The organism is Povalibacter uvarum, from assembly GCF_014202975.1.
In the GTDB taxonomy this organism is placed as follows: domain Bacteria; phylum Pseudomonadota; class Gammaproteobacteria; order Steroidobacterales; family Steroidobacteraceae; genus Steroidobacter; species Steroidobacter uvarum.
The window spans coordinates 584,859-610,881 of record NZ_JACHHZ010000001.1; the positions used below are offsets into that span (position 1 = coordinate 584,859).

General features: G+C 62.5%; 22 protein-coding genes. 18 read left to right on the forward strand and 4 right to left on the reverse strand.

The features are described 5' to 3' along the window. Positions 1-11: 11 nt before the first annotated feature. Positions 12-1,187 (reverse strand): glycosyltransferase, encoded by a 1,176-nt coding sequence (locus HNQ60_RS02485; protein ID WP_221303975.1) that lies wholly within the window; start codon positions 1,185-1,187, stop codon positions 12-14. Between the two features lie 191 nt (positions 1,188-1,378). On the opposite strand from HNQ60_RS02485, the gene HNQ60_RS02490 reads away from it, so the two are divergent. Next, on the forward strand, positions 1,379-2,032 hold the full coding sequence (locus tag HNQ60_RS02490) for a PEP-CTERM sorting domain-containing protein (RefSeq protein WP_184329429.1): 654 nt from the start codon (positions 1,379-1,381) through the stop codon (positions 2,030-2,032). Between the two features lie 142 nt (positions 2,033-2,174). Here HNQ60_RS02490 and HNQ60_RS02495 read toward each other — a convergent pair whose 3' ends face one another. Continuing rightward, entirely contained in the window at positions 2,175-3,236 is a 1,062-nt protein-coding gene (locus tag HNQ60_RS02495; RefSeq protein WP_184329430.1) for a hypothetical protein, read from the reverse strand. Between the two features lie 616 nt (positions 3,237-3,852). Here HNQ60_RS02495 and HNQ60_RS02500 point away from each other — a divergent pair. Together HNQ60_RS02500 and HNQ60_RS02505 are read left to right on the forward strand one after the other, a co-directional pair. Next, positions 3,853-5,157, forward strand: coding sequence for a phenylacetate--CoA ligase family protein (locus HNQ60_RS02500; protein WP_184329431.1), 1,305 nt, complete (start codon positions 3,853-3,855; stop codon positions 5,155-5,157). Next, complete coding sequence (locus HNQ60_RS02505; protein ID WP_184329432.1) at positions 5,154-6,848, forward strand: GNAT family N-acetyltransferase; 1,695 nt, start codon at positions 5,154-5,156, stop codon at positions 6,846-6,848. Before HNQ60_RS02500 ends, HNQ60_RS02505 begins: the two co-directional genes overlap by 4 nt. Before the next feature lie 5 nt (positions 6,849-6,853). Here HNQ60_RS02505 and asnB read toward each other — a convergent pair whose 3' ends face one another. After that, positions 6,854-8,713, reverse strand: coding sequence for an asparagine synthase (glutamine-hydrolyzing) (gene asnB / locus HNQ60_RS02510; protein ID WP_184329433.1), 1,860 nt, complete (start codon positions 8,711-8,713; stop codon positions 6,854-6,856). Between the two features lie 18 nt (positions 8,714-8,731). Continuing rightward, positions 8,732-10,081, reverse strand: a complete 1,350-nt coding sequence (locus tag HNQ60_RS02515) for a phenylacetate--CoA ligase family protein (RefSeq protein WP_184329434.1) — start codon at positions 10,079-10,081, stop codon at positions 8,732-8,734. A 363-nt stretch (positions 10,082-10,444) separates the two neighbouring features. On the opposite strand from HNQ60_RS02515, the gene HNQ60_RS02520 reads away from it, so the two are divergent. From HNQ60_RS02520 to HNQ60_RS02590, 15 genes are all read left to right on the forward strand, one after another. Beyond that, positions 10,445-11,395 (forward strand): glycosyltransferase family 2 protein, encoded by a 951-nt coding sequence (locus tag HNQ60_RS02520; protein ID WP_184329435.1) that lies wholly within the window; start codon positions 10,445-10,447, stop codon positions 11,393-11,395. A 23-nt stretch (positions 11,396-11,418) separates the two neighbouring features. Further along, positions 11,419-12,921, forward strand: a complete 1,503-nt coding sequence (locus tag HNQ60_RS02525; RefSeq protein ID WP_184329436.1) for a lipopolysaccharide biosynthesis protein — start codon at positions 11,419-11,421, stop codon at positions 12,919-12,921. A 10-nt stretch (positions 12,922-12,931) separates the two neighbouring features. Next, the gene (locus HNQ60_RS02530) at positions 12,932-13,870 is read left to right on the forward strand and encodes a glycosyltransferase family 2 protein (protein WP_184329437.1); all 939 of its coding nucleotides are present in this window, start codon (positions 12,932-12,934) and stop codon (positions 13,868-13,870) included. 91 nt (positions 13,871-13,961) lie between these two features. Next, positions 13,962-15,584, forward strand: a complete 1,623-nt coding sequence (locus tag HNQ60_RS02535; protein WP_184329438.1) for a hypothetical protein — start codon at positions 13,962-13,964, stop codon at positions 15,582-15,584. Positions 15,585-15,702: 118 nt separating this feature from the next. Continuing rightward, positions 15,703-16,755, forward strand: coding sequence for a glycosyltransferase family 2 protein (locus HNQ60_RS02540; RefSeq protein ID WP_221303976.1), 1,053 nt, complete (start codon positions 15,703-15,705; stop codon positions 16,753-16,755). Between the two features lie 124 nt (positions 16,756-16,879). After that, the gene (locus HNQ60_RS02545) at positions 16,880-17,884 is read left to right on the forward strand and encodes an NAD-dependent epimerase/dehydratase family protein (RefSeq protein WP_184329439.1); all 1,005 of its coding nucleotides are present in this window, start codon (positions 16,880-16,882) and stop codon (positions 17,882-17,884) included. A gap of 6 nt (positions 17,885-17,890) precedes the next feature. Further along, positions 17,891-19,255: an NAD(P)/FAD-dependent oxidoreductase gene (locus HNQ60_RS02550; RefSeq protein WP_184329440.1), complete on the forward strand. Its 1,365-nt coding sequence runs from the start codon at positions 17,891-17,893 to the stop codon at positions 19,253-19,255. A gap of 1 nt (position 19,256) precedes the next feature. Beyond that, complete coding sequence (wecB, locus tag HNQ60_RS02555) at positions 19,257-20,414, forward strand: non-hydrolyzing UDP-N-acetylglucosamine 2-epimerase (protein ID WP_184329441.1); 1,158 nt, start codon at positions 19,257-19,259, stop codon at positions 20,412-20,414. Positions 20,415-20,418: 4 nt separating this feature from the next. Beyond that, on the forward strand, positions 20,419-21,390 hold the full coding sequence (locus tag HNQ60_RS02560; protein ID WP_184329442.1) for a polysaccharide deacetylase family protein: 972 nt from the start codon (positions 20,419-20,421) through the stop codon (positions 21,388-21,390). A 25-nt stretch (positions 21,391-21,415) separates the two neighbouring features. Continuing rightward, a complete protein-coding gene (locus HNQ60_RS02565) occupies positions 21,416-21,721 on the forward strand; it encodes an acyl carrier protein (protein WP_184329443.1) in 306 nt (101 codons plus the stop codon). A 13-nt stretch (positions 21,722-21,734) separates the two neighbouring features. Beyond that, entirely contained in the window at positions 21,735-22,436 is a 702-nt protein-coding gene (locus tag HNQ60_RS02570) for an SDR family NAD(P)-dependent oxidoreductase (protein WP_184329444.1), read from the forward strand. After that, positions 22,436-23,782, forward strand: a complete 1,347-nt coding sequence (locus HNQ60_RS02575) for a class I adenylate-forming enzyme family protein (RefSeq protein WP_184329445.1) — start codon at positions 22,436-22,438, stop codon at positions 23,780-23,782. The genes HNQ60_RS02570 and HNQ60_RS02575 overlap by 1 nt, the downstream gene beginning before the upstream one ends. Positions 23,783-23,802: 20 nt before the next feature. Continuing rightward, positions 23,803-24,450 (forward strand): acyltransferase, encoded by a 648-nt coding sequence (locus tag HNQ60_RS02580; protein WP_184329446.1) that lies wholly within the window; start codon positions 23,803-23,805, stop codon positions 24,448-24,450. A gap of 27 nt (positions 24,451-24,477) precedes the next feature. Beyond that, positions 24,478-25,314 carry an esterase/lipase family protein gene (locus HNQ60_RS02585; protein ID WP_184329447.1) on the forward strand — a complete coding sequence of 279 codons (837 nt, stop codon included), beginning with the start codon at positions 24,478-24,480 and terminating at the stop codon, positions 25,312-25,314. Then, entirely contained in the window at positions 25,311-25,994 is a 684-nt protein-coding gene (locus HNQ60_RS02590) for an N-acetyltransferase (RefSeq protein ID WP_184329448.1), read from the forward strand. The genes HNQ60_RS02585 and HNQ60_RS02590 overlap by 4 nt, the downstream gene beginning before the upstream one ends. Positions 25,995-26,023 lie beyond the last annotated feature (29 nt).

Consider the following 26,023-nt stretch of genomic DNA (forward strand, 5'->3'; position numbering starts at 1 on the left):
AGGGCCGCTTCTCAGTTGACCGGTTGCACCAGCGATCGGTAATAAGCCTCGATATCCGACATCGATTTTTCCCACGAGAAGAGCGTGAGAGCTTTTTCGCGTGATGTCCTGCCGAGTCTTCCCCGTAGTTCGCGATCACCGACGAGCCTCTGCAGCGCTGAGGCCATGGCGTCCACGTCGTCCGGCGGGACGATCACGCCGTTGTCGGCATTGACCAGTTCGCCGTTGCCGCCGACCTGCGTTGCGACCACTGGAAGGGCGTACGACATGTACTCGAGGATCGCGTTGGACAGTCCTTCGCGATCGGAGCAGAGCACGCCGATGTCGACATGCCGCAGGTACGCGCCGACATCCTTCACGGCACCTTCGAAATGCACTCTCTCGCTGACGCCGCATTCGCGTGCGAGCGCCTCGAGCGTCGCGCGTTGCGGTCCTTCACCGAGCAGCAGCAATCGGGCGGGGGATGCAGCGCCGAGACGCGCGAAGGAACGAATGAGCAGGTCGTGGCGTTTGACCGGCGTCAGGCTCGCAACGATGCCGATCCAGACGTCGTTTGCGTGCGTGGCGAGGAGGTCGGGGGCGGGGACCGTGATGTTTGCATCCGGAAACGCGACGCCGTTGTAATGAACTTTGATCTTTGAGAGCGGTGTGCGTTCACGCTGGGAGACGTACTGCCTGACCTGCTCGCTGTTGGCGACGATGCCGGCGAACGTGCGATTGACGTACGGCAGCGCTCGTCCGAACAGTCCGTGATACCAGGGCTGATTTTCGCGGCCGAGGCCGATGTCCCTGCGGCTCGAAAGCAGCACGGGACGCGGGCGGGCAAGCGCAGCGCCGAGCCAGGCGACGAAGATCGAATCCTCGAAGAACGTCTGCACGACGTCGATGCGTTGCTCGGACAACATTGCGGCGAGCCGGCGAACGACTCCCGGAAAATTGCTCTTCACGAAGCCGCGGTAGCCGAGCACCGTGCACGGACAAGGCAGCGTGTTCCGCGTCATCCATGGCGACTCCCACAGACAGATGAGTTGCGGCTCGAATGCCGTGCGGTCGAGACGACGAATCATCTCGAGCAATTGCTTCTGCGTGCCCGCGGTGTCGGTGCTGATCGTGTCGATGAGAAACGCGATTTTCATTGTCGTTGCGAGCGCCGGTCCGTGCCGGGATTCGTGCGTGAAGTATGCCATGCGGCACTGCGGCTCCCCGCTGTGTGCACGTTGGTGTCGGTGGTTTTCTACGTCGCGGATTTTTACATTATTCGTCCTGTTGCGAACTGTAATGCAGATGTATGCTCTCGACGTGAGTTGTTATGACAGCGGACGTTGTGAGGCGGCACAACGCGAGCAAATGATCGGATTCATCGACAGGGAGAATCTCCATGCTGAGATCAGGATTGCTGGTGGCGCTCGTCGGCTTCGCATCTTTCAGCGAAGCAGCGATCGTTCGCTTCGATGTTCAGTTCGGCGTCAACACATCGCCAGGTGCGCCGACGAACTGGACCGGTTCCGGTGCTGTTCCCACGACGATCACGGGATCGTGGTTCATGGACAGCGAAGCATTCGATGCCGCCAATTACACGATGGGCCAGCTGACGCCGACTTCGGCGCAGACGCTCACCCGATACTCCGTCGACGGCATCGGCGTTTCGGGTGTGACCTTCCTCGCCGACGGAGCTCCGCTGTGGTCAGGCAATCTCGCCGACGGACTCCTGCGCGGAGATCAGACATCGACGTTCTATGACGCCGCCCTGGGTGTCGTGGACGGCGGTCGCAGCTTCAGCCTGGGGCATGCGCGCAGCGGGCCGGCATTCGATGCAGCGGCCTTCCAGGCGCTTACAGACCCGGTGTCGGCGCTGCTGCTGAGCTTCACTTCGCTCAATGTCGGGCTGCTCACCGGCGAATGGGGTCGTCTGGCGCTGAGCCAGGTGAGCTTCACCGCATCGAGTGTTCCCGAGCCCGGTACGCTGGCGCTGCTGGGGCTGGGTGTCGCGGGGATCATGCTGGGGCGCAGCCGTCGAAAGGCGCGCGAATAAGTCGATCGACCACCGGGGGTCATCGCTTCGGTGACCCCTCATTCAGGGATTCGCTCCCCGGTCGATTGTCGAAGCGAAAAAAAAGAGGCGGCCAAGGCCGCCTCTTTTCATTCCAGCGATGCGCCGGCGATGCGAACTGCGATCAGTTCGCCGTCACGTTCGTCGGAGGGGAAGGGGCCTTGGAGCCCGCGCCGATCGTCACGGCGATCCCGTTCGAGTTCACCGCGCCGCTCGAGTCGACCACGTACAGGTACGCGGTGGAGCCCGAAGCGAACGTGCCAGTGCTGACGTTGACTGTGACCGAGCTCGCCGACCATGCGGTCGGAACCTGGATTTCACGCTTCGTCGAGCCGGAGTAGGTGTTGGCGTTGCCCAGTTCCACGCGCGCCCACGAGGTGTCGATGTACACGTTATCGAGGAAGAGGTCGGCGCCGCTGTTGGCACCGCACTCAGCGACTCCGTCCATCGCCCAGTAGTGACCGATGCGGATCTGATCCCAGTGCGCAGAACCCCGGCGCGTCACCACGCCAGTGTGGTTGCTGATGAGTCGGCCGTTGATGTACTGCATCACTGCGCCGTCAGCTGCACCGCCCGAGGACGAAGCGCGCAGCGCGACCTGGTAGTGCTGCCACTGACCGTTGTTGAAGTCGCCGCCTTCCCACCAGAAGCCCGCTTCAGCGGACTCGTTGATGACGCTCAGGCCCGAGCCGTTGCACATGATGACGGCGTTCGCGGTCATCGTGTCGGCGTTGCCGTAGATGCGCCACGGCTTCCAGTTGCGCGACACGCCGCTGAGCTGATTCACACGGACCCACCAGTCCATGTAGATGACGGGGAACGAGCCGTTCTGATTGACAGAAAGGTTGTACGCGCCGTTGCTGCGCGCGGAGAGTCGGACGGACTTCGAACCGGCGTAAGCCAGTTCAGTGGTGTACACGGGCTGGTCGTGACCCGCGCCATCTTCCCACTTGCCGACGACGGCATTGTTGGTCATGACCTTCGAGCCGTTGCTGCCGCCTTCGAAGTTGTCGTAGACGAGCGGCGCCGCGGTCGACTTCGTGCCGAAGCCGCTGCCCGTGATGGTCACGGAGTTGCCATTCGAAAAAGTGCCCGATGCCTGCGACACAGTGGGAGCGCCCTGCGCCTGCGTTGCCAGAACGGATGCGACCGCGAGTGCGCACAACGACTGTAGATGCAATTTCATTGACCAAACCTCGATGAACTGAATGGAGGCCGTTTCCCTGGGAGAAGCGAGCGTGGGATATTTATACCGCTGAGCGACTTCCAATACCCCCTGACACTCCCTGAAAAGTAACCCTCCGACACTCGCAGGGGAACGCGAATCGGATACTGCAATATTGTCCATACCGACTGCCAAAGGAAATCGTCGGTACGCGACGACAGCAGCCTGGCGATTCGTCGCTGACATGCGACGATTTCATCATCGCAGGTCGGTGTAATGAAGCGTCCTTTCGCTCGCATGCACACGCGCACTTTATGTTGTGCCTGCAACCGGGCGTCAATGCGGGGCGTCATCGTCTGCCGATTCCCGCAGCGAACCTGTGACGCAGTTCACACAGCATGCGGACGGACCATTGCGATTGCATTTCCGGCCCGATTTCCCGGCCAGGATGCCCTGACCACACGCGTCGGTTTCCTGGCGGTCCGGGAACTGGTACTTCGGGGCAACTTGATGCAGTGCAAAGGCCAGGGGCCCGCAACCGCGATAAGATTGCCCGCAATCAAACGAGAGCAGCGGTCAGCGAAGCCTAAGCACGATGGGGTCCGGAACAACTATGTGGCAGGCGATATGTACGTACGTGACATATCCGATCTGGGATCTGTGGGACGGGACCGGTCGGTTGCGGGAGCTGCGTTCGTTGCGCCAATCGCAGTACCTCGACAGCGATCGCCTGCGGCAACTGCAGCTCGAGCGGCTGCGTGCGATCGTGAGCTATGCCCACCGCAACTGTCGTTTCTATCGCGAGCGCTGGGCGAAGGTGCCGCGGCTCGATCGCCTCGACGACCTGAGACAGATCCCGATCGTCGAGAAAGCGGATGTCGGCGCCCACGTGGATGATCTGATCTCATCGGAATTCAAATCCGAATCGCTGGTCGCGGCGAAGACGGGCGGGTCCACCGGCGTTGCCCTACGCGTTTACTTCGACGAGCCCACCCAGAAGGCCCGGAACGCCGCCGCCATGCGCACCGATGGGTGGGCCGGCTGGCGTCCCGGCTCGATGATTGCGGGACTGTGGGGCACACCGCCCGTGCCGGTGACGCTGAAAGAGAAGATCCGCAACACGTTCCACGACCGTCTCATCTTTCTCGACACGATGCGGCTGGACGAAGCATCGATGACGCAATTCGCGGCGACGATGCGCAGGCTCGAACCGGAGATGCTCTTCGGTCACGCGCACTCGCTCTTCATCTTTGCGCAGTTCCTGCAGCAGCGCGGCATTCCTGTGCCGCGCGTGGACGGAATCATTTCGACGTCGATGATGCTCATCGACAGCGAGCGCAAGGTGATCGAGTCGGTGTTCGGCTCGCCCGTCACGAACCGATACGGCTGTGAAGAAGTCGGCTTGATCGGGAGCGAATGCGAAGTACACCGGGGCATGCATCTCAACTCTGAGCATGTGTTCGTCGAGTTCATCCGGGAGGATGGCGAGCCGGCTCAACCAGGCGAGGAGGGTCGCATCGTCGTGACGGACCTGATGAACCGGGGCATGCCGCTCATCCGCTACGCTGTCGGTGACATGGGCGTGCCGTCGGCGCGCCGCTGTGAGTGTGGCAGGGGCTTGCCGCTCATGGAGCGCTTGACCGGACGCACCGCCGATTTCCTCAAACGTCGCGATGGTTCGCGCGTGGCGGGAATCTCGCTCGTGGAGAAGACGCTGACGGCGATCCCCGGGCTCGGCCAGTTGCAGATCGTCCAGGAAAAGCTCGACGAGTTCGTCCTGAATCTCGTGCCCTCGCCCGAATACACGGAGCACGCCGGCCGCGAGCTCGAGGGCGTGCTGCGCACGGAGTTCGGTGAAGATGTCCGTATCCACCTGAACAAGGTCGAGCGCCTCACGCAGGAACGAAACGCCAAGTATCGTTTCTCCATCTGCAAGGTATGACAGCCCGCGTCGGTCTCCCGGCACTGCGTGCCGTTTCTGTCATCGAGACCGGCAACATTCATTCGATCGATTCGCGCGAATGGGATGCGCTCTGGGAACAGTGCCCGGACGCGACTGTGTTCCAGCGCCGGGAGTGGCTCCAGACGTACGCACGGGTCTTCGCGCCGAACGCTCTGAAGATCTTCGTTGCCAGCGAGGGTGGCCACGTCGTCGGGTTGGCGCCGCTCATGCGTGCAGGTTCGTCCGACCGCGGCCAGGGTGCCGACTGGCTGATCCTCGGCGACGACTATTCTGATTACCAGTCGTTTCTCGCCCGGCGAGGCGATGCGGCGATCACCGAAGCGCTGCTCGACTGCATCGATCGGTCGTTGCCGCCGGGGGACTCGATCGGCTTCTTCGACGTACCGCAGTTTTCGTCTCTGGGGCTTTGCCTGGCTGCGCGTGCACGCCGAGGAGAGGTCACCGCGGACGCTGTGACGCCTTGCCCTACGCTTCAACTCCGGCACAACGCCAACGGTGCGGCGAGAGTGCTTGCGAAGGCGAGCCTGCGTCGCAGCGAACGCAGCCTGAGCATGCTGGGTGCGGTGGCAGTGGAACATTTCGAGAGCGCCGCAGCCATCGGTGAGCGGCTGCCGGCGCTGTTTGCTCAACATGAAAGCCGATGGCAGGGCTCGAGCAGTCCGAGCCTGTTCCGCTCCGAAACTCCTCGTGAATTCTATCGGCAGATCACTGCGGCTCTCGCGCCGACGGGCGGCGTGCAATACACGGCCGTGTCTCTGGACGGTAGGGTGGTCGCGCAGCATTTCGGGTTGCGGTCGCGCGATACATTGATCTGGTACAAGCCGGCATTCGACGTGGCTTTGCGCGAGCATTCGCCCGGCGATGTTCTGCTCAAGGCTCTCGTGCAGAACGCGCAGGACGCCGGGCTCGCGGAGCTCGACTTCAGTCGCGGCGACGAGACCTTCAAGAACCGGTTCGCTTCGCTGGTCCGATACGATCGAAATTTCCTCTGGCATCGCCATTGCGGCAAACGAACCCTGGCAAAACTCAAGGAGCACGCACGAACGATTCGCGACAGCGTGAAACCGCGTACCCCGGCAGAATTGCCGGCGCTGGGAGGTGCCGCGTGTGCAAAGCGAAGAGACCTCGTTCTGCTGGTGAATGCCGATCCTTCGACTATCGATGCCTGGGAATCTGTCAGTCGCAGTGAGGACGTGCGCGTACAAGCCGTTGCGGACTCTGAGCTGGATGCGATCGACGACGCGACGCTGGTCGTTCCCTGCGATGAAGCATCCGCCGAGTGGCTCTCGCAGTTGTCGCTGGATCATCCGGCGAGACGCGGAGCTTTGCTGCAGCAATCTTCTGCACGCACCGCACCCGGTGGTTCGTCAGGGGCAGAAGCGCGGCTCGTCTGCGTTTGCGCCGGCGGCAGCGTGATTCAGTATTTCACCACGGAGCAGGGTGCATCCGCGGCGGACTGGGTTCAGCTGGCACAAGCAGAACTTGGTCGACGCGGATGGCACGGCGCCGCTACTGTTGAGTTCGGCGCCAATGCCGATGGGCAGCTCACGATAAGCAGCGTGTTGCCGCTGCTTCGCGATGTTGACGACGCAGTCCGTTCTGGCGTCGATCTGCCGCTGACGTTGTGGAGGCTCGCCAGCGGAGTGGGCACGCCACCCCAGCCGGTCTGAGCGTTCTAGTGGCTGGCCGCCGGTTGCGCGATGGCGTTCTGCCACAGATGGATATTGAGCAGGACCCAGAGCGCTTCCGTGTGATCTGCTTTGCTGCTCGTGTGTTCGCTCACGAGTCGTCGAATGACGTCGCGCGGGAAGAGGTTCGAAACGATGGACTTGTCGCCCGACATGTCATCGAGCATCGAGCGGAACGCCGGCTGCTGGCGGAACCACACTGTCAGCGGCACGCCGAAGCCGACCTTGGGCCGGTAGACGAGTTCGTGCGAGAACGTGCGTGCGCACTCTGCCTTGAGCGTGGGTTTGTTCGCCCAGCCGCTGCCGACCTTCTCGGAGGCGGGCCGCGTCTTCGACCACAGCACCATCCGGTAGTCGAGGAATGGAGTCCGCGCTTCCAGGCCATGAGCCATTGCCATCTTGTCGAGCCGGACCACGAGCGACTGCATGTAGGAGCGGCGCTCATATTCGAGCAGCTGTTCGAGGAAGGGCTGGTTCGCAGGAATGCCGGAGCGCAGTGCTTCACGGCTGCCGACGTAGCTGACCCTGGGCTTCAGCGCGTCCAGATCGTCGCGATCGATGAATCGATGGGAATCGATTCTTACGTCCACGTCGCCTGACATGGCATCGAACAGTTTGCGCAGCCGTCGCATGCCCAGCCCGCGCGCCGTGCTGCTGGCGAGGCGCCCGACCCATGGGCCCAGCGGGCCGGCGGCGTTGGAGTAGAGCGGTATCCGCAGTCGTGGATAGCCCGCAAAGAGCTCGTCGGCACCTTCGCCCGTCAGGGCCACGGTCACATACTTGCTGGCGATTCCGCACAGGTGCATCAGGTGCACCGAATGCGGATGACACAGCGGTTCATCGTTGTGCCAGATGGCCTTGGGCAGCGACTCCGCGTACTGATCGACGCTGATGTATTCGGCGTGATGAATCGTGCCCAGCTTGCCTGCGACTTCCTGCGCGTACTTGCTCTCGTCGTGGCTCTGTTCCGAGAAGCCGACGGAGAACGTGTGCAGTTCGCCGACCTTGTGATTCCGAACTTCGCGCGTGATGAGCGAGCTGTCGACGCCGCCGCTGTTGAAAGTGCCGAGCGGGACGTCGCTGACCAGTCGATAGCTCACCGAGCTCGACAGCATGTCGAGCAGTGAAGCGTCCGCGGCGCCGGATGCGCGAAACCGCGCAAGAGCTTCCGTTTCCGACCACCAGCGCTTGATCTGCACGCCGCGGCTGCCCGGAGTGATATGGATGTAGTGTCCACCGGGAAGCTGCTGAACGCCTTTCAGGAAGGTCGAGGGTTCGAGGACGTGCCGGAACGCGAGGTACTCAGCGACCGAGTCAGTGTTCACTTCGGCGCGCACGCCGGGAATCTGCAGCAGCGACTTGATCTCGGACGAGAAGGCGAAGAACTCGGGCGTGCTCACGTAGTAGAGCGGTTTGACGCCGAAGCGATCCCGCATGACCAGCAGCGACCGTTCCCGCGGATCCCACAGCGCGAAGGCGAACATGCCGTTGAGCTCGTGCGCCCAGCTCTCGACGGCGGGGTTGGCGAGCTTGAGCAGCACTTCGGTATCGCTCTTCGTCCGGAAGCTCGTGCCGCCGTTCTTCAGCGTCTCGCGCAGCTCGCGGTAGTTGAAGATCTCGCCGTTGTAGACGATGACGCGGCGCGAAGGCTCGTCGATCATCGGCTGGCCGCCGCCGTCCAGGTCGATAACCGAAAGGCGGCGATGACCAAGGCCCACCTGGCCATCGATGAAGAATCCGTGCCCATTCGGTCCGCGATGACTGATCACCGACGTCATGCGCTCGAGCAACGGCTGCTCCACGCGAGCCGCGGAGTCGAAATAGTAGATGCCTGCTATGCCACACATCCTGACCGGTCCTCGTGCCTACGCCTGCGGCAGCCCAACGATCACGCGCATCTTGCCCGAACGCTCACGTTCGATGCGCTGCACGCGTGTCACATTGACTGTCATGTCCTCACCCAGCAGGGAGCGGATGCGGTTCACCAGCGACCTTTCCGCCTCGGGCGTGAAGCCGCCCGGAGATGGCACGGCAAGCACCTCGAGCGTGTCGATCTTCGTCTGACGAACCTGGAACTGTGCGATGCCGATCTCGTGCCGCTGCGCTTCTTCGAAGATGTACATCAGGAACTCGGCGTGGAACTTGCGACCGGACGGACTCAGGATGAAGTCGTAGGCGCGGCCGTACAGCTTGTCGATCACCTTGAGCTGGCGTCCGCAAGGACAGGGCTCCTCGGCGAACGCGGCGAAGTCACCGGTGCGATAGCGGATGAGCGGCATCGCGGTGTTGTTGAGCTCGGTGATGACCATCTCGCCCTTTTCGCCGGGCTTGCAGGGCCGCTCGCCATCGAGGATTTCGACGATCATGTTCTCGTCGCTCGTATGCAGCCGGCCTTCTGCGCACTCGTGCGCGATGGTGCCCAGTTCGCCGCAGCCGTATTCGTTGAATACGCGTGTGCGGAAAGCGGTCGCGATCGCCGCACGGTCATCGGGGGACAGGACTTCCGAAGTCGTAACCACTGCCCGCGGCTGCACCGGAGATTCGCGGCCGCTTTCGATGTACCAGCGCGCGAACTCAGCGACCATCGAAACGTAGCCGTAGAACCAGTCGGGAGAGAATTCCTTCAGGCGACGCTCGTACTCCGGAAAACTGTCGCGGCTGAAGCCGAAGGCCGAGAAGCGCTTGCGATGACAGACGAAGTCGATCAGCTGTGCCTTGGCCCGGCTCTTCGAATCGATCGCCACGCCCCAGAAGCGCGCCTGGCTGTCGCCGATGTCGATGCCGGCCCAGGAGTAGCCGCGCCAGGTGGCCGCGAGCTCCCACGCCATTGCGTATCGGGTCTTGAGCAGGGTGACCGGTTCGCCGGTCGATCCGCCGGTCGTTTTGGATACGCAGAGCGCCGGCAGGTTCGTGCTTTGCAGTTCGGCCTTCTCACTGCGAAGGTCCTGCTTGCTGAGCGTCGGGATCCGGTGCAGGTCGTCGAGGCTGGCGATCGTGCGGGGCGAGTCGGCGAGGCGGCGACCATAGGCCGGGGAGTCGCGCCGTACCGTCGGCAGCAGCGCCTGCAAGCGTTCCAGCTGGATCGCTGCAATCTTGTCCGCGGGGAGCCACTGGGTCTTGTCGAGGCGTCCGAGATAGCCGAAGACGTTCTGACCGCGTATCCAGGTGACAGGCCGGTAGATCAGGTTCCTGAAAACGAATTGGTCGACGCGCACGTTGATGGACTCTGTACCCGAAGAGCACTTCTCGAGAGTTCGCACGGGACCTTAGCGGGTCCGCGTGCCGGAGGAAGTGTTGCAAGCCGCGGAAACGCGAAAACATAGCACAATTGATCATCCGGCCCGACGTCAAAAGTGTGAGGTGCTTCCTGCACCGACCTGGACCGAAGGGCGATTGCATCACATCGGCGCGTTGGTTCCAGAGCATGCCGCGGCAAGGCATGAGAACATTCGCCGCCGGATCGTGCATGCGACGCCTGCAAACGACGTACCTCGGTTGCGCATGGACCCGGCTCACACTTTTCTTCGAGCACCATGAGTTTTTCGTAGATGGCTGACTCTGCGCCAATGACTGCTGAGATGACCGCCGGAACCGCCCGCCGGCTGACCTTCTCGATCGTCATCCTGACGTTCAACCGTGGTCACCTGCTGAAGCGGCTGCTCGATGATCTGCGCAGCTTCAGCCGGTCGGGTGCCGAGATCATCGTTGTCGACAACGCTTCGGACGAACCGGCGAGCAACTTCACGTCCGGCTACCCGGATGTCGTGACACTGCGGGCGCCCCGGAATCTCGGAGCCGCGGGGCGCAACCTCGGTTTCGATGCGGCTCGCGGCGATGTCATCGTCTGCCTCGACGACGACGTGTTCGGGCTGAGCACCGATGCGCTGGAGCAACTCGACCGGATCTTCGCCGATGCCAAAGTGGCCGCGGTCAACTTCAAGGTGCTGGAGGAAGGCACCGGCCGAGTGGTCAACTGGGTTCATCACCGCGAAATCGAGAAATTCGCCGACGAGACGTTCGACACGTACGAGATCACCGAGGGCGCCGTCGCTTTTCGCCGCAACGTGCTGCGCGACGTCGGCGGCTATCCCGAATCGTTCTTCCTGAGCCACGAAGGACCCGACCTGGCCTTTCGCGTCATGAACGGCGGCTGGCGTGTCATCTACAGCCCCGCGCTGAACGTCACGCACTCGTTCGCGCCGGAAGGGCGGAAGTCGTGGCGCAACTATTACTTCGATACCCGCAACACGCTCTGGCTGGCGGTGCGAAATCTTCCCGTAGGGTACGGCTCCTGGACGTTCTTCCGTCAGACGGCGGCCATGTTCTTCTACTCGATCCGCGACCGGCACTTTCGCTGGTGGTTCAAGGGCGCATGGGACGGGTTGAAGGGGTTGCCGCAGGCCGTTCGTGAGCGGCGCAAGATGTCGCGCGAGACCATGCGGCGCATCCGGGAGATCGATTCCTTCCGGCCGCCGCTTCGCTACGTGATCAGAAAGCGCCTGTCCAAATCGGGCAGCATGCGTCTGTGAATCCAACACGGTGTCCGATCTGAATGACTGACGAGAGCAGGAGTCCCCCGCGGTCCGGCGAGTTGCGCTTCCTCGCGAAGCACTCCGTGGTCTACGGCATCGGCAACATGCTTTCGCGCATCGTCGCGTTCCTCATGCTGCCGCTGTACACGTCGCAGCTCACGCCGTTCGACTACGGCGTGCTCGAGATCATCGACACGTCGATCAACATGGTGGGGCTCGTCGCCGGCCTGGGCGTTGCCGGCGCGATGACGCGGTTCTATTTCGAGTACACGGAGCGGACGGATCAGGACCGGGTCATCAGCACCATCTACATCCTGGTTACCGTCACCGGTGCACTGATCATCGGCGTCTGCGCGCTTGGAAGTACGTTCCTCGCGGAAGCGTTGTTCGACAGTCCGCAGTTCGCTTCGTATTTCCATGTGGCATTCGCGTCCCTGCTGATCGGACTGATCGTCGACCTGGGCCAGGTCTACCTGCGCATCCAGCAGCGATCGATGATCTACGTCGGCATCTCGCTGACCAACCTGCTGCTCAGCGTCAGCCTGAACATCTATTTCGTGCTCTTCGCCAAGGAAGGCGTCTTCGGCATCCTGCTCGCGAGCCTGATCACGAAGATCGTCATCGCGGTGCCGTTGACCGTGGCCATCCTCCGCAAAGTCGGAATGGCGTTCTCAAAGGCGCTTGCGGGCGACATGTACCGGTTCTCCCTGCCGCTGATCCCGTCGGAGCTTGCCAGCACCGCGATCGCGTACTCGGACCGGTACTTCATCAATCACATGCTGTCGACGGCCGATGCCGGCATCTACGGCCTTGCCCAGAAGCTTGGCACGGTCGTGCATACGCTGGTGACCGCGCCGTTCCTGCTGACCTATCTGCCGCGGCGTTTCGAGATCGCCAAACAGGACGACGCGCCCCGGACCCTGGCCCGGGTGTTCGACTACCACATGCTGCTGCTCGTGATCGTGACGATGGGGCTGGCGTTCTACGCGCGTGAAGTCCTCATGATCATGACGACGCCGGCGTACTACCCGGCCGCGCAGTACATCCCGGTCATCGGGCTGTCCATGATCGTCCTGGCGATGAAATATCACTTCCAGTTCGGGATCCTGTACTCCAAGCAGACGAAATACATGGCGCACGTGAACATCACCTCGGCGGTGGCGCACGTGACGCTCAATGCGGCACTGATCCCGCTGCTGGGTCTCTGGGGCGCCCTCGCGGCTTCCCTGGCGGCGTATACCTGCAACACGGTGCTGTCGCTGAAGAAGGCGCAGCCGCTTTTTGCGATCCGCTATGACTTTGGTCGCTTGCTGAAGCTGCTGGTTCTGGCCATCCTCTTTGCCGGCGCGGGAGCGATGGTGCAGCTCGGGGTCGTCGCCGGGATCGTCGTGAAAGCGATCCTCTTCGTGGCGTTCATCGGCGCTTTGCTGGCCACCGGGGTGGTGACGCCCCAGGAACGGCAACTCGTCGTCGAGCAGGTGGGCTCGCTCCGCGCACGAATCAGCCGCAGGGGAGCCCAGTGAGGATGTCGGTGTGACCGCGCTCGTTTCCGTCATCGTCGCTGCGTACAACGCAGCGGATCTCATTGGGGAGACGCTCGAGAGCATCCAGAGCCAGAGCTATTCCGACATCGAGATCATCGTCGTCGACGACGGCTCGGGCGACTCGACCCGCGAGGTCGTGAGGCGGTTCGACGGGGTGACCCTGATCGAGTCGACGAACAGCGGCGGGCCATCGGTTCCCCGCAACATCGGAGCACGGCATGCGCGGGGCGACTATCTCGCCTTCTTCGACGCCGACGATCTGATGACGACCGACCACATCAGGATGCTCGTGGAGTTCCTGGAGTCCCATGCGTCAGCGCAGCTGGCGATCTGCAACTACCGGAACTTCACGGAGCAGGGGCCGTATCCGCGGACGCATTTCGATACATGCACGAATCTGCGGCGGGTTCTGGCGAAGCTCGACAGTAATCTGCTGACGGGCTCACAGGCGCGGGACGCGTTGTTGATCGAGAATTTCGGCTGTACGTGCGCATCCATGTTCCGGCGCGCCGCGTTCGAGGCGTCGGGTGGGTTCGACGCCGGGCTGCACGTGGGCGAAGACTACGACCTGATCTATCGGGTAGCGGGAATGGGAGACGTCGGGGTCGTACCGTACGTGGGCTTCGACAGGCGTCTACATGGCAATAACGTATCGAACCGCGTGGAATACAATCTGCGGCAGAAGCTAAGGACGCGACAGAAGATCCTGGCGGGGGAGCCGGACGCCGCTCGGCAGCGTTCTCTGCGGCACATCATCGGCCGATTGCACGCCGATCTGTTTCAGCATCTCTCGCGACGCTCGCCGCGCGAGGCATTGATGCATCTGTGGCATGCGGCCAGCTCCGGTGCCGGCGTCGTGAACATTCAGACGCTCAAGGGACTGGCGAAAGTGGCGATCGGATCGTCGGAGCGCCTGCTGCGCGGTTGACGTTCCGGATCGGCGGTTGTGTTCGATCAGTCAGCGAAGGAAGAAGTGCTAGTGGCGAGGGACGCCCCGAGAATGCCCGGAGAGTGCCCGAATGAGTTCCACTGCTACCCGCAGTGAGTGGCAGCGATGGATGCTGGTGCTGACACCGATCGCAATCGTCGTGGTCGGTCTCGCGCTGGCGTACCGCCCGCAATACCTGAGCGTCGATGTCGCGCAGTACGTCGATACTGCGCGCAACGTGATCGAAGGCAGGGGTTACTCCACGACGCTCATCTATTACGAAGAGCAGATGACTTCGGGCGTATCTCCCGCGCCCCAGACCGTCTGGCCGCCTGTGTTCCCGCTGATGATCGCTCTGCTTCTGGCTATGGGCGTGCCGACGCTGTACGCGCCGTTCATCGTAGCCGTCCTGAGTCACGCCGCGAGTTGTGTGGCTCTCTATGTGCTCATGCGCCGGCTTCGTGTGGTCCCGGCCATCGCAATCGGCGCGACTCTCGCCTGGACCGTGGCGGTGCTGCCGAACGTACTCGTGCTGCGCGGACTGTCGGAGTCGACTTACGCGCTCTTCACACTGCTCACGCTGCTCGTGCTTGCGCCCCATGATCGCGAGCTTTCGCGCAGGGACTGCTTTCTCGCGGGCGTCTTCGCCATCGCGACGTTTCTGGTCCGGTACGCGGGGATAGCCGTCGTCGGCGGGCTCGGTGTCGTGATGGCGGCGCGATGGGTGGCGCGGCCGCGATGGAGCACGTTCTGGGATGCAGTCGTGGCGATGGCCGTCCCGGTGCTGATCATGGCGGCAACGTTCATTCGCAATCTGATGCTGGCGGGAACGCTGTCCGGCGGGCCTTCGGTCGAATACGGCAGCACCGGCATGGAAGTCGCGCGCAGTCTCATCTGGAGCACGCTGCAGACCCTTGGCTTCTACGGCTCGACGGGCGGGTTCCTGGTCCTTCTGCTTCTCGCGGTGGCGAGTTGGTTCACCTGGGAGTTCCTGGCCGCGCGCAAGGGGCGGGTACACACCACCGAACTGTCCGGCGCGAACTACGTGCCGCTTGCCGTTGCTGCGTCATCGATCGTCTTCAGTGTCGCGCTGCTTGCCTTGCTCGGCTACCAGCGCACGCCCGCGATGATCAATTCGCGATACATGCTGCCGCTGCTGCCGCTCGTGATCGCAATCGTTGCGTACGTGTTCTCCGGCATCCTGTCTGCCCGGCCCGACGAACCGGTGCGCAGGATGCGCACGCTGTCGGCAGCGGGCGTGATTCTGGTGGGATTTCTGGCCGTGCAGGTCCACGCGGGTGTCTACTGGAGCGACTGGTTCCGGCGGGAAAGCCAACTCGGTGCCGTGATGGCCGCGCTCAACCAGCGCTACGAGGACCGATCCGTTCGCGACTGGCTGCTCGAGCATTCCTCCGGCGATGATGCTCTGCTGTCCGACGGCGGCCAGCTGCTCGGCTTGCTCATCGATCGCACGACGATCGGCCTCGCCGACCGGGAATGGACCACGCGCACATGGACCGAGGCGGAAGTGCACAGCCTCGCCCAGCGATTCAAGGTGAAGTTCGTGCTGTTTTTCCCGGAGTCCTTCGATCCGACCGCCGAATCGAACGAACATCGCGTCTTCTTCAGGGAGCTGGCCGCCGGGACGCGACCGGACTGGCTGGCCCTGGAAGTGGATACGCCTTTGCTGAAGATTTATCAGGCCCGGGACTGAAGAGCGCGGTGGGTGCGGTTGTCGGCAGCCTTTACAGCCGATTGCCGCAATGTCTCATCGCGCCCTCCGCGGCGCCCGTCTGGCTACAATAGAAAAGAACTAACGGATAACGCTCGACATGAAATCGACTCAGGACAGACCGCTGGTGACCATCATTCTGCCCGCCTACAACGAGGCGGCAGTGCTGGAAGAGAACGTGGGCGTCATCGAGCAGTATCTGCGCACGCTCGAGTCGCGCTATCGCTTCGAGATCGTCATCGTCAACGACGGCAGCCGCGACGGCACCGCCGAGATCGCCGAGCGCCTCGAATCGAGTTTCTCCAATCTTCGCGTCCTGCATCACCCGACCAACTTCGGACTCGGCCAGGCGTTCAAGACGGGATTCGGCGAGTCGCGAGGCGACTACGTCGTGACGATGGATGTGGATCTGAGCTATGCGCCCGATCACATCGGACTGATGCTCGACAAGATCGTGAAGACGCGCGCGAAGCTCGTGCTGGCGTCGCCTTACATGGAAGGAGGGCAGCTCACGAACGTGCCGGCCAAGCGCAAATTCTTCAGCATCTGGGGCAACCGTTTCCTGCGCGCTTTCGCCCGCGGAAACGCATCGACCATCACGTGCATGGTCCGTGCGTACGATGGTCCGTTCATTCGCGCGCTGTCGCTGCGCTCTCTCGGCATGGATGTGATGCCCGAGACGGTCTACAAGACCATGGTCCTGCGCGGCCTCATTCTCGAGGTGCCGGCGCATCTCGACTGGACCCGCCAGATCGCGGCCGGTCCCCAGCGCCAGTCGAGCATGCGCATCCTGCGGCACATCTTCTCGACGATCCTTTCGGGGTTCCTGTTCCGGCCCTTCATGTTCCTGGTGGTGCCGGGCCTCGTGATGCTGGCGTTCTCGATGTGGGTAAACATCTGGATGATCGTGCACTTCTTCGAGGCGTACCTGAGCCCGGATGCAGCCCAGGCCGCGGATCGCATCTCAGCGGCCGTATCCATGGCCTACCAGCGGTATCCGCACACGTTCCTCGTCGGCCTGCTGTCGCTGATGGTCTCCATCCAGCTGATCGGGCTGGGTGCCATCGCCCTCCAGGCGAAGAACTACTTCGAGGAGCTGTTCCACCAGGGATCAGTGCTCAGACGCCGCGTCGACCAGCTCGAACGGGATTAAGTCGAACGGTCAGGTGTGACGAATTGCCCGTTCTCGGGGCCATTCGTTCGCCTATAATTTCCGGGCAAATTCATAGGATTGCCTCCGTCGAGGCACTGTCGATATTCCTTACGAGGTGTCGTTCATGACCCGCTCCAGCGGACGTTTCGTGGTGACCGGCGTGGCCGGCTTTCTGGGCTCGAACCTGCTGGAGCGCATGCTGCGTGACGGCCACGAGGTCATCGGCATCGACAACCTGTCGATGGGCCGGCTCGAGAACATCGCCGCGTTCGAAGGGAACCCGAAGTTCCGCTTCCTGAAGCGCGATGTGATCCACGCGGAGACTTTTGCGGACCTGGACGGCCAGTTCGACGCGATCGTCCATCTGGCGGCGTTCAAGATCCCGCGTTATGGCAAGGCGATCGATACGCTGAAGATCAACTACCAGGGCACCGAACAGGCCCTCGAGTTCGCGCGCAACCGGAACATCAAGGCGGTGCTCGCATCGACCTCGGACGTGTACGGTCGCAACCCGAATCTGCCGTTCGCGGAAGAGGGCACCGACTCGGTCATTGGTTCCTCGAAGTCCCCGCGCTGGGCCTACGCCGTTTCCAAGCTGTTCGACGAGCATCTCGGCCTGGCCTACGCCGACGCGTACGGATTCCCCGTGACGGCGTTGCGCTTCTTCGGCTCGTACGGCCCGAACCAGAACACGACGTGGTGGGGCGGCCCCCAGTCGGTGTTCATCGATTGCGTGCTGACCGGCAAGCCCATCCCGATTCACGGCGACGGCATGCAGACGCGCAGCTTCACGTATGTGTCCGACACGGTTGAAGGCATCTACCAGGCCACGATCCGCCCCGAAGCGAACGGCGAGATCATCAACATCGGCAACAACAAGGAAATCACGATCCTCGAGCTCGCCAAGCTGATCAAGCGGCTGAGCAACACGCCGGGCGAGCTGAATATCCAGTTCACGCCGTATGAGTCCTTCAATGGCAAGAAGTACGAAGACGTGATGCGCCGGGTACCCGACATCCGTCTGTGCGAGAAACTGCTGGGCGTGCGCGCGAAGGTCGACGTCGAAGAAGGCATGGCTCGCGCCATCGAATGGCAGCGCGCGTTCATGGCGAAGCAGAAAGCAGGCTGACGACTCATGCGGATCGGTATCGTTGGCGGCGGTTTGATGGGGCTCGCGCTTGCCGATCATCTGGCAGGCGACGGGCATCGTGTCAGCGTGTTCGAGCGCGGCAAGCAGCTCGGCGGGCTCACGACCTGGCACGACTTCGGACAGTTCGTGTGGGACCGCTTCTATCACGTCGTCCTGCCTACCGACGCAGCGCTGCTCGGGCTCATGAAGCGCATCGGTCTCGAAGACCGGATGCGCTGGGGCGCCACGCAGACGGGCTACTACGTCGATTCGAAGTTCTATCCGCTGAGCAACAACGTCGACTTCCTGAAGTTTCCGCCGCTGAACCTCTGGAACAAGTTCCGGCTCGCCGCGACGATCCTCTACTGCGCACGCATTTCGGACTGGCGCAGCCTCGAGAAGATCACCGTCGAGGACTTCCTTCGGCGCACCTCGGGCAACGCGACCTTCGAGAAGTTCTGGAAGCCGCTGCTGCTCGCGAAGCTCGGCGAACAGTACAAGCGTGTGTCCGCCGTCTTCATCTGGTCTTACATCAAGCGCATGTTCTCGGCGCGCGACGCGGCTGCGTCGAAGGAACAGCTCGGGCACATCAGCGGCGGATACCGCGCCGTGTTCCAGCGCCTGCGCGAACGGATCGAAGCGACTGGTGGGTCCGTTGCGACGGATGTCGAAGTCACCCGCGTAGAGCCGCGCGAGGGCGGCGGCGTATCCATTCGAGTCGGCTCGCAGGTGGAGCATTTCGACAAGGTGATCTTCACGGGGCCGGTCAACGTGATGCGACAGACCGTCGCCGAATCGCTGGTCGAGCTGCCGGTGCAGGGTAAGGATGTCGAGTATCTCGGCGTCGTCTGCATGGTGCTCGTCACGAAGCGCCCCCTGATGCCGTACTACATCCTCAACATCGGCGATGAGCGCATTCCGTTCACCGGCATCATCGGCATGAGCAATCTCGTGTCGACGCAGGAGACGGCCGGGCTGCATTTCTCGTATCTGCCGAAGTACGTGCTGTCCGATGACCCGATCCTGCAGAAGACCGATGAAGAACTGCGCGCGCTGTTCCTGAACGGCCTGCGCCAGATGTTCCCGGATTTCTCCGAGAGCGATATCGAGAGTGCGCATATCAACCGCGCGATCAAGGTGCAGCCGCTGCAGGTGCTGAATTACTCGTCTCTGGTGCAGCAGCCGCGCACCAGGCACCAGGACTTCTACGTGGTGAACACGGCGCAGTTCGTGAACAACACGCTCAACAACAACCAGGTCATCCAGACGGTGAATGGATTCCTGGATCAGTACGGCAAAGAATTCGCGCGCGTACAGGGTGAATCGGCGGAAGCCGTGACGCCTGTGCGCGTTGCCGCGGGAGGCCGCTGATATGCGCTTGTTGAACGTCGTTGGCGCAAGACCCCAGTTCGTCAAGCTCGCGCCGGTCTGTCGTGCGATCGAGGCCTACAACGGCCGCAATCCGGCGACGCCGGTCGACAACGTGATCCTGCACACAGGTCAGCACTACGATCCGGGTCTGTCGGATGTCTTCTTCGAAGAGCTGGAGATTCCCCGTCCGAACGTCGCGCTCGGCGTGGGGTCGGGCAGTCACGGTCAGCAGACCGCGCGCATGCTGGATGGAATCGAACAGCTGTTGCTCAAGGACAAGCTCGACGCCGTCGTGGTCTACGGCGACACCAACTCCACGATCGCAGCCGCGCTTGCCGCGGTGAAACTGCACATTCCGGTCGTTCACGTCGAAGCGGGGCTGCGCAGCTTCAACCGGCGCATGCCGGAAGAGATCAATCGCATCGCCACCGATCATGTGTCGGACCTGCTGCTGGCGCCGACGCCGACAGCCGTCCGCAATCTCGAAGCGGAGCGTCTGAGCTCGCGCACGAAGTTCACAGGCGACGTCATGCTCGATGCGATCCATTTCAATCGTGAGATCGCGAAGCGCCGTTCGTCGATCATGGATCGGTTTGAGCTCTCAGGCGTCGACTACGCCGTCGCAACGGTGCACCGCGCCGAGAACACGGACGGGCCGCGGTTGCAGCAGGTCATGGACGCACTGGCCCGGGTTGCCAGCGACGGCCTGACGATCGTGCTGCCGCTGCATCCCCGAACCAGCAACAAGCTCAAGACCGACCTGCCGCAATGGCGTCCGCCGCAGAACCTGCGGATCGTCGAACCGCTCGGCTATCTCGACATGCTGCGCCTCGTGGACGGGGCGAAACTCGTGCTGACCGATTCGGGTGGCCTGCAGAAGGAAGCTTTCTTTCTCGGTAAACCCTGTGTCACGTTGCGCGACGAAACTGAGTGGGTCGAGACGGTCGAGGGCGGCGGCAACATCGTCGTCGGCGTCGATGTCGCCGCGATCCTCAATGCCGTCGGCCACTGGCGCGACAAGATAGCGACGGGCAGCGCCGACTTCTCCTCCGGCATCCGCAGCGGCTTCGGCGATGGCGCCGCCGCGGACCATACGATCAAAGCGATCGTGGAATTCCTTCAGACCAGCCGCGACGGCGCGGCGACATTGAACGGGTAATACGATGAACCCTTGCGCAAGCGTATCGCTGGACCTCGACAACAAGTGGTCCTATATGAAGACCCACGGGAACAACGCCTGGCAGGCGTTCCCGTCGTATTTCGATATCGCGGTGCCGCGCATTCTCGAGTACCTCGACAAGCGGCGGCTCAAGATCTCGTTCTTCATCGTCGGCCAGGATGCGGCGCTGGAGAAGAACCAGGCGCTGCTGCGATCGATCGCTGTTGCCGGCCACGAGATCGGCAATCACAGTTTCAATCACGAGCCCTGGCTGCATCTCTACGAAGAGAGCGACCTGGACAAGGAGCTCGAGCGTGCCGAACAGGCCATCGAGCATGCGACTGGCGTGAAACCGATCGGCTTCCGCGGCCCCGGGTTCAGCCTGTCGGGTGCCACGCTCCGCGTACTGTCGAAGCGCGGCTATCTGTACGACGCCTCCGTCTTCCCGAATCTCCTCAACCCGCTTGCACGCGCGTACTTCTTCGCGACCAGCAACCTGAGCAAGGAAGAGCGCGAGCAGCGCAAAGCATTGTTCGGAACCCTCGCGGACGCGCTGCGTCCCGTGAAGCCATTCAACTGGAACCTGCCGCAGAAGGGGCTGCTCGAGATTCCGGTGACCACGATGCCGCTGTTCAAGGTGCCGATGCACCTGAGCTACGTGCTCTATCTCAGTCACTACTCGCGATTCGCCGCCCGCACGTACTTCAAGACCGCGCTGGGCATGTGCCGGCTCACCGGCACCGAGCCGTCGATCCTGCTGCATCCGCTGGACTTCCTCGGTCCTGATGATGCGCCCGAGCTGAAGTTCTTCCCCGGCATGGCCATTCCGCTCGCGAAGAAGCTCGCGGTCGTCGACGAGACGCTCGATGCGCTGGGCCGCAAGCATGACCTGGTGACGATGCGCGAACACGCCGAGCGGTTGCTTGCACGGCGCGGCCTGCCGACGCTCGAGCCCGCTTTCAACGTTGGAAACTGATACAGGATCGTTCCTGGGAGTCGTGATGAAAGATCAACTGTTGCCGTTCATTGTCGAGACCGCCCGCAGCATCGCCGAGGAGCAGGGCATCGACGTGTCGAAGGAACTGAACGACAGCACGCGCCTGTTCGGTGAAGGCGGCCTGCTCGATTCCCTGGCGCTGGTGTCGCTGGTGATCGCGGTGGAGCAGGGCATCGAAGAACGGTTTGGCGTTCGCGTCGAGATCGCTGACGACAAGGCACTGTCGCAGAAGAACAGCCCGTATCGCACCATCGGTTCGCTGGCCGCCTACGCGGCACAGGAACTCGAAGCCAAGAAAGCAGCTGGCTGAACGGCGATCGCGCATGTCTGAGCAACGAGTCACGCTGATCACCGGTACCCGCAAAGGCATCGGCCGCTTTCTGGCCGAGCACTACGCGGCGCAAGGCCATCGCGTCGTCGGCTGCAGCCGCCAGGCGCCTGACTGGGAGCACGCGAACTACACGCACGTCGCTGCCGACGTTACCGACGAAGGGCAGGTCAAGGATCTCTTCGCACGTGTGCGCAAGGACTTCGGCCGCCTCGATCACCTGATCAACAACGCCGGCATTGCTTCGATGAACCACTCGCTGCTGACGCCGTACGCGACGGTGCGCCGGGTGATGGACACGAACCTTGGCGGCACCTTCCTTTTCTCGCGCGAAGCGGCGAAGTTCATGCAGCGCGCGAAGTACGGCCGCATCGTCAACTTCACGACCGTCGCCGTACCGCTCAAGCTGGAAGGCGAAGCTGCCTACGTGGCATCGAAGGCGGCGGTGCAGTCGCTCACGCAGGTGATGGCCCGCGAGCTGGCGCAGTTCGGCATCACGATCAATGCGATCGGTCCGGTACCGATCGAAACGGACCTGATCCGCGCCATTCCGAAGGACAAGATTGCGTCGCTGATCGAGCGCCAGGCGATCAAACGCCTCGGGACCTGCGAGGACGTCGCCAACGTGTGCGACTTCTTCCTCAAACCCGAGAGTGCTTTCGTGACCGGGCAGATGATTTTCCTGGGAGGTGTCTAGTGCACATCGACTTTCTGCGCGAGCGCTTTGCGGCGGCACGCGACAAGGATGCCCTGATCTGGCGCGATCAGTCGGTCACGTACGGCTGGCTCCTCGAGGAACTCGATCGTCTCAGTGCTTCGCTGGAAGCCGCTGGCGTGAAGACCGGTGCAGTGGTGAGCGTGGAGGCGGATTTCTCGCCTCGCGCCGTTGCGTTGTTGCTGGCGCTGATCGAACGCAACGCGATCCTCGTGCCGCTCACGAGCTCGGTCGAAGAGAAGAAGCCCGAGTTTCGCGAGATCGCTGAAGTCGAGTCGGTCGTCGAAATTCGTTCCGACGATTCGCTGCACGCGTGGAACACGGGTACTACCGCGAGTCATCCATTGCTGGTGGGGCTCAAGCAGAGCCAGTCGCCCGGATTGATCCTGTTTTCGTCGGGTTCGACGGGCAAGAGCAAAGCGGCGTTGCACGACATCGTCCCGATGCTCGAGAAGTTCAAAGTGCCGCGGCAGACGCTGCGGACGATCACGTTCCTGCTGTTCGATCACATCGGCGGCTTCAACACGCTGATGTACAACCTGTCGAACTCCGGCTGCGTGATCACTGTTGCCGATCGCCGTCCTGACACGATCTGTCGGGCTATCGAACAGCACAAGGTGCAGCTGTTGCCGACATCGCCGACGTTCGTGAACCTGCTCCTGGTCAGCGAAGCGTATCGCCAGTTCGATCTCTCCAGCCTGCAGACGGTGACTTACGGCACCGAGGTCATGCCGGAGAGCACGCTGCGTCGGTTCCACGCATTGTTCCCGAACATCAAGCTGCAGCAGACTTACGGCCTGTCCGAGGTCGGCATCATGCGGTCCAAGTCGAAATCCTCGGATTCGCTGTGGGTGAAGGTCGGTGGGGAAGGCTTCGAGACGCGCATCGTCGAAGGCCTGCTGGAGATCAAGGCGAAGTCCGCCATGCTCGGTTACCTGAACGCCCCGAGCCCGTTCACCGATGACGGCTGGTTCAAGACCGGAGACGCCGTCGAAGTCGATGGAGAGTACATCAAGATCCTGGGCCGCAAGTCGGAGCTGATCAACGTCGGCGGCGAGAAGGTGTACCCGGCCGAGGTCGAGAGCACGCTTCAGCTCATGGACGGCGTCGAAGACGTCGCCGTACGCGGTGAGCCGAATCCGATCACGGGCCACGTCGTGTTCGCGCGCGTGAAGCTATCGACGGATGAGGACTTGCCCGCGTTTCGCAAGCGCATGCACGAGTTCTGCAAGGACAAGCTCGCGCGCTTCAAGATTCCGCAAAAGATCGAGCTGGTCGAAAAGGCCATGCACGGCGAGCGGTTCAAAAAGATGCGACGCGGCGACTAGGATGACGCGCGGGTCGTCCAATGCGTAAGGCGGAGCGGATCAGCGCGGAGCGCTATCACGACATCGACTATCACCAGTTCACGCAATCCCGTGTGCTGAGGATCGCGATGGCGGTCACGGGGGTCCTGACCTGGCCGATCGTCCTGCCGCTGGTCCTGTTCTCGCGACTGTCCGATTTCATCTTCCTGACCTGCTCGCAGATCCTCGCGTTCGTGCCGTATCTCCTCGGCACGATCGTCCGCTACGAGTTCTATCGCTTCACGCTGACCCGATGCGGCCGCAACGTCATGATCGGCTTCGGCACGGTATTCCTGTATCGCGACGTGAGCATCGGTGACAACGTGCTGATCGGCATGTACAACACGATCCACTACTGCGATTTCGGATCGTACGTGCTCACGGCAGAGGGCTGCCGTTTCCTGAGCGGCGCGAAGTATCACAACTACGACCGGACAGATGTGCCCATGGCACTGCAGGGCGGCAAACTGCGCCGCATTTCTCTCGCCGACGATTGCTGGATCGGAACGAACGCCGTCGTCATGGCGGAAGTGGCGACCGGTGCAATCGTCGGGGCCGGCGCAGTGGTCAACTCGCCGGTGGAGTCGTACCAGATCGTCGGCGGTGTTCCTGCGAAGGTCATTGCGTCGCGAAAGCCTGCCCAGGGTTGAGCGATGCAATGCTTGCCGAGCACTGGGATGCTTGCGGTGGCCGCATTCGCGCTGGGCGCTGCGGGCTGCGGCAAGGCAGAGCGATGCGCATCCGGCCGGCCGGTCCTGTTCGTTCACGGGTCGGGACTCGATTCATCGACGTGGAAGCCGATGCGCGGCGCTTTCGAGTCGGCGGGATATCCGTCGTCCTGGCTGGTCGCTGTCGATCTGAAGCCGTCGGATGGTTCGAGCATTGCGGCGGCGGAGCAGACGATCGAGCCAGCAGCGCGCCGCTTGCTCGATGCGGCGCAGGCAACGGCGAAAGAAGCGGGATGCTCGCCGCCCGAGAAGATAGACATCATCGCTCACAGCATGGGCTCGATGTCGGCGCGTTGGTACATCGCCAAACGCAGGGCGGACCTCGTCAGGAATCTCGTCGGCATCGCGCCTGCGAATCACGGCAGCGATGCGTTGTGCGGCTTGTCCGGGGAAGGCAATCGCGAGTTGTGCCCCGCGTTTGCGCAGGACGCCACCAGCCATCGTTTGCAGGTCGAACTGAACGGGACGCGGGACCAGCCTGCCGACGAAACTCCGTTCGGACGCGGGACGGATCGGCCGGGAGTAGCATCGTTGCCTCCGGATGAGATGCGCCACGTTCAGTACACGACGTTCCGCCTGGGCACCGATGAGTGGCTGCGGCCCGAAACCAGCGCCGTGCTCGATGGGGCAGGCGGATTGCAGCTCCATGAGCTTGCCGGTAACGGCACGGAGACCACGCCTGGGAACGTCTTGTGGCAACGCGAGGTGAGGCATGATGATCTGCCCACGGACCCTGCGCTCATTGTTACGGTGATTGCTTCTTTGCAGCGGGATATCGCGCCATGAGCTCCAATGTGAGCGCCAGAATCAACTATCGGGTTCAGCCTTTCGGCACGGGAGTGACGGCAGAGGTGTCCCGGGATCTCGCATCGTTGCACGGCGCGCTGCTCTCTCACAGTCCCGTGGCGCTGCTGGGCCCTGACTTCATGAGCCGGTTTTACTACAGCGTCCTGCCGCGGATGGGGCTCATCTCCGGCGCAGTGGCCTACATGGACGACAGGCCCGCGGGGTTCATCGTGGTCACCGATGATTCTTCCGGTTTCATGCAGCAGGCAATCCGGCGGAGTCTGTTCCGAATCGGCTGGGTGATGGCGACATCCGTCCTCAAGGACCCGAAGCGGATTGCAGCGGTGTGGGAGGCGCTCCAGATCATGCGCAATCTGCCGCCGCCGGATCCGAACGCACCCCAGTCCGGTGAGGTGCTGTCCTTTGGTGTGATGCCCGAATTCCGTGCGCGCGAGTTCATGATTCGTACGAAACTGCGCATCAGCCAGGACCTCCTCAAGTCAGCCATGGGCCAGTTCGCCGACAAGAAGGTGACGCGTGCGCGCGTGATCGTCGATGCGGACAACCTCGAGGCCCGGCTATTCTATCTGGGCAACGGCTGGCAACCCGGTCTCGATGTCGTGCCTGGCTGGCGCAAGAAGACCGTCGAATTTCTCTGGCAACCGGCAAGCGCGGGATAAGCGGATCCCTCGCCCTCCAACACAAAGGA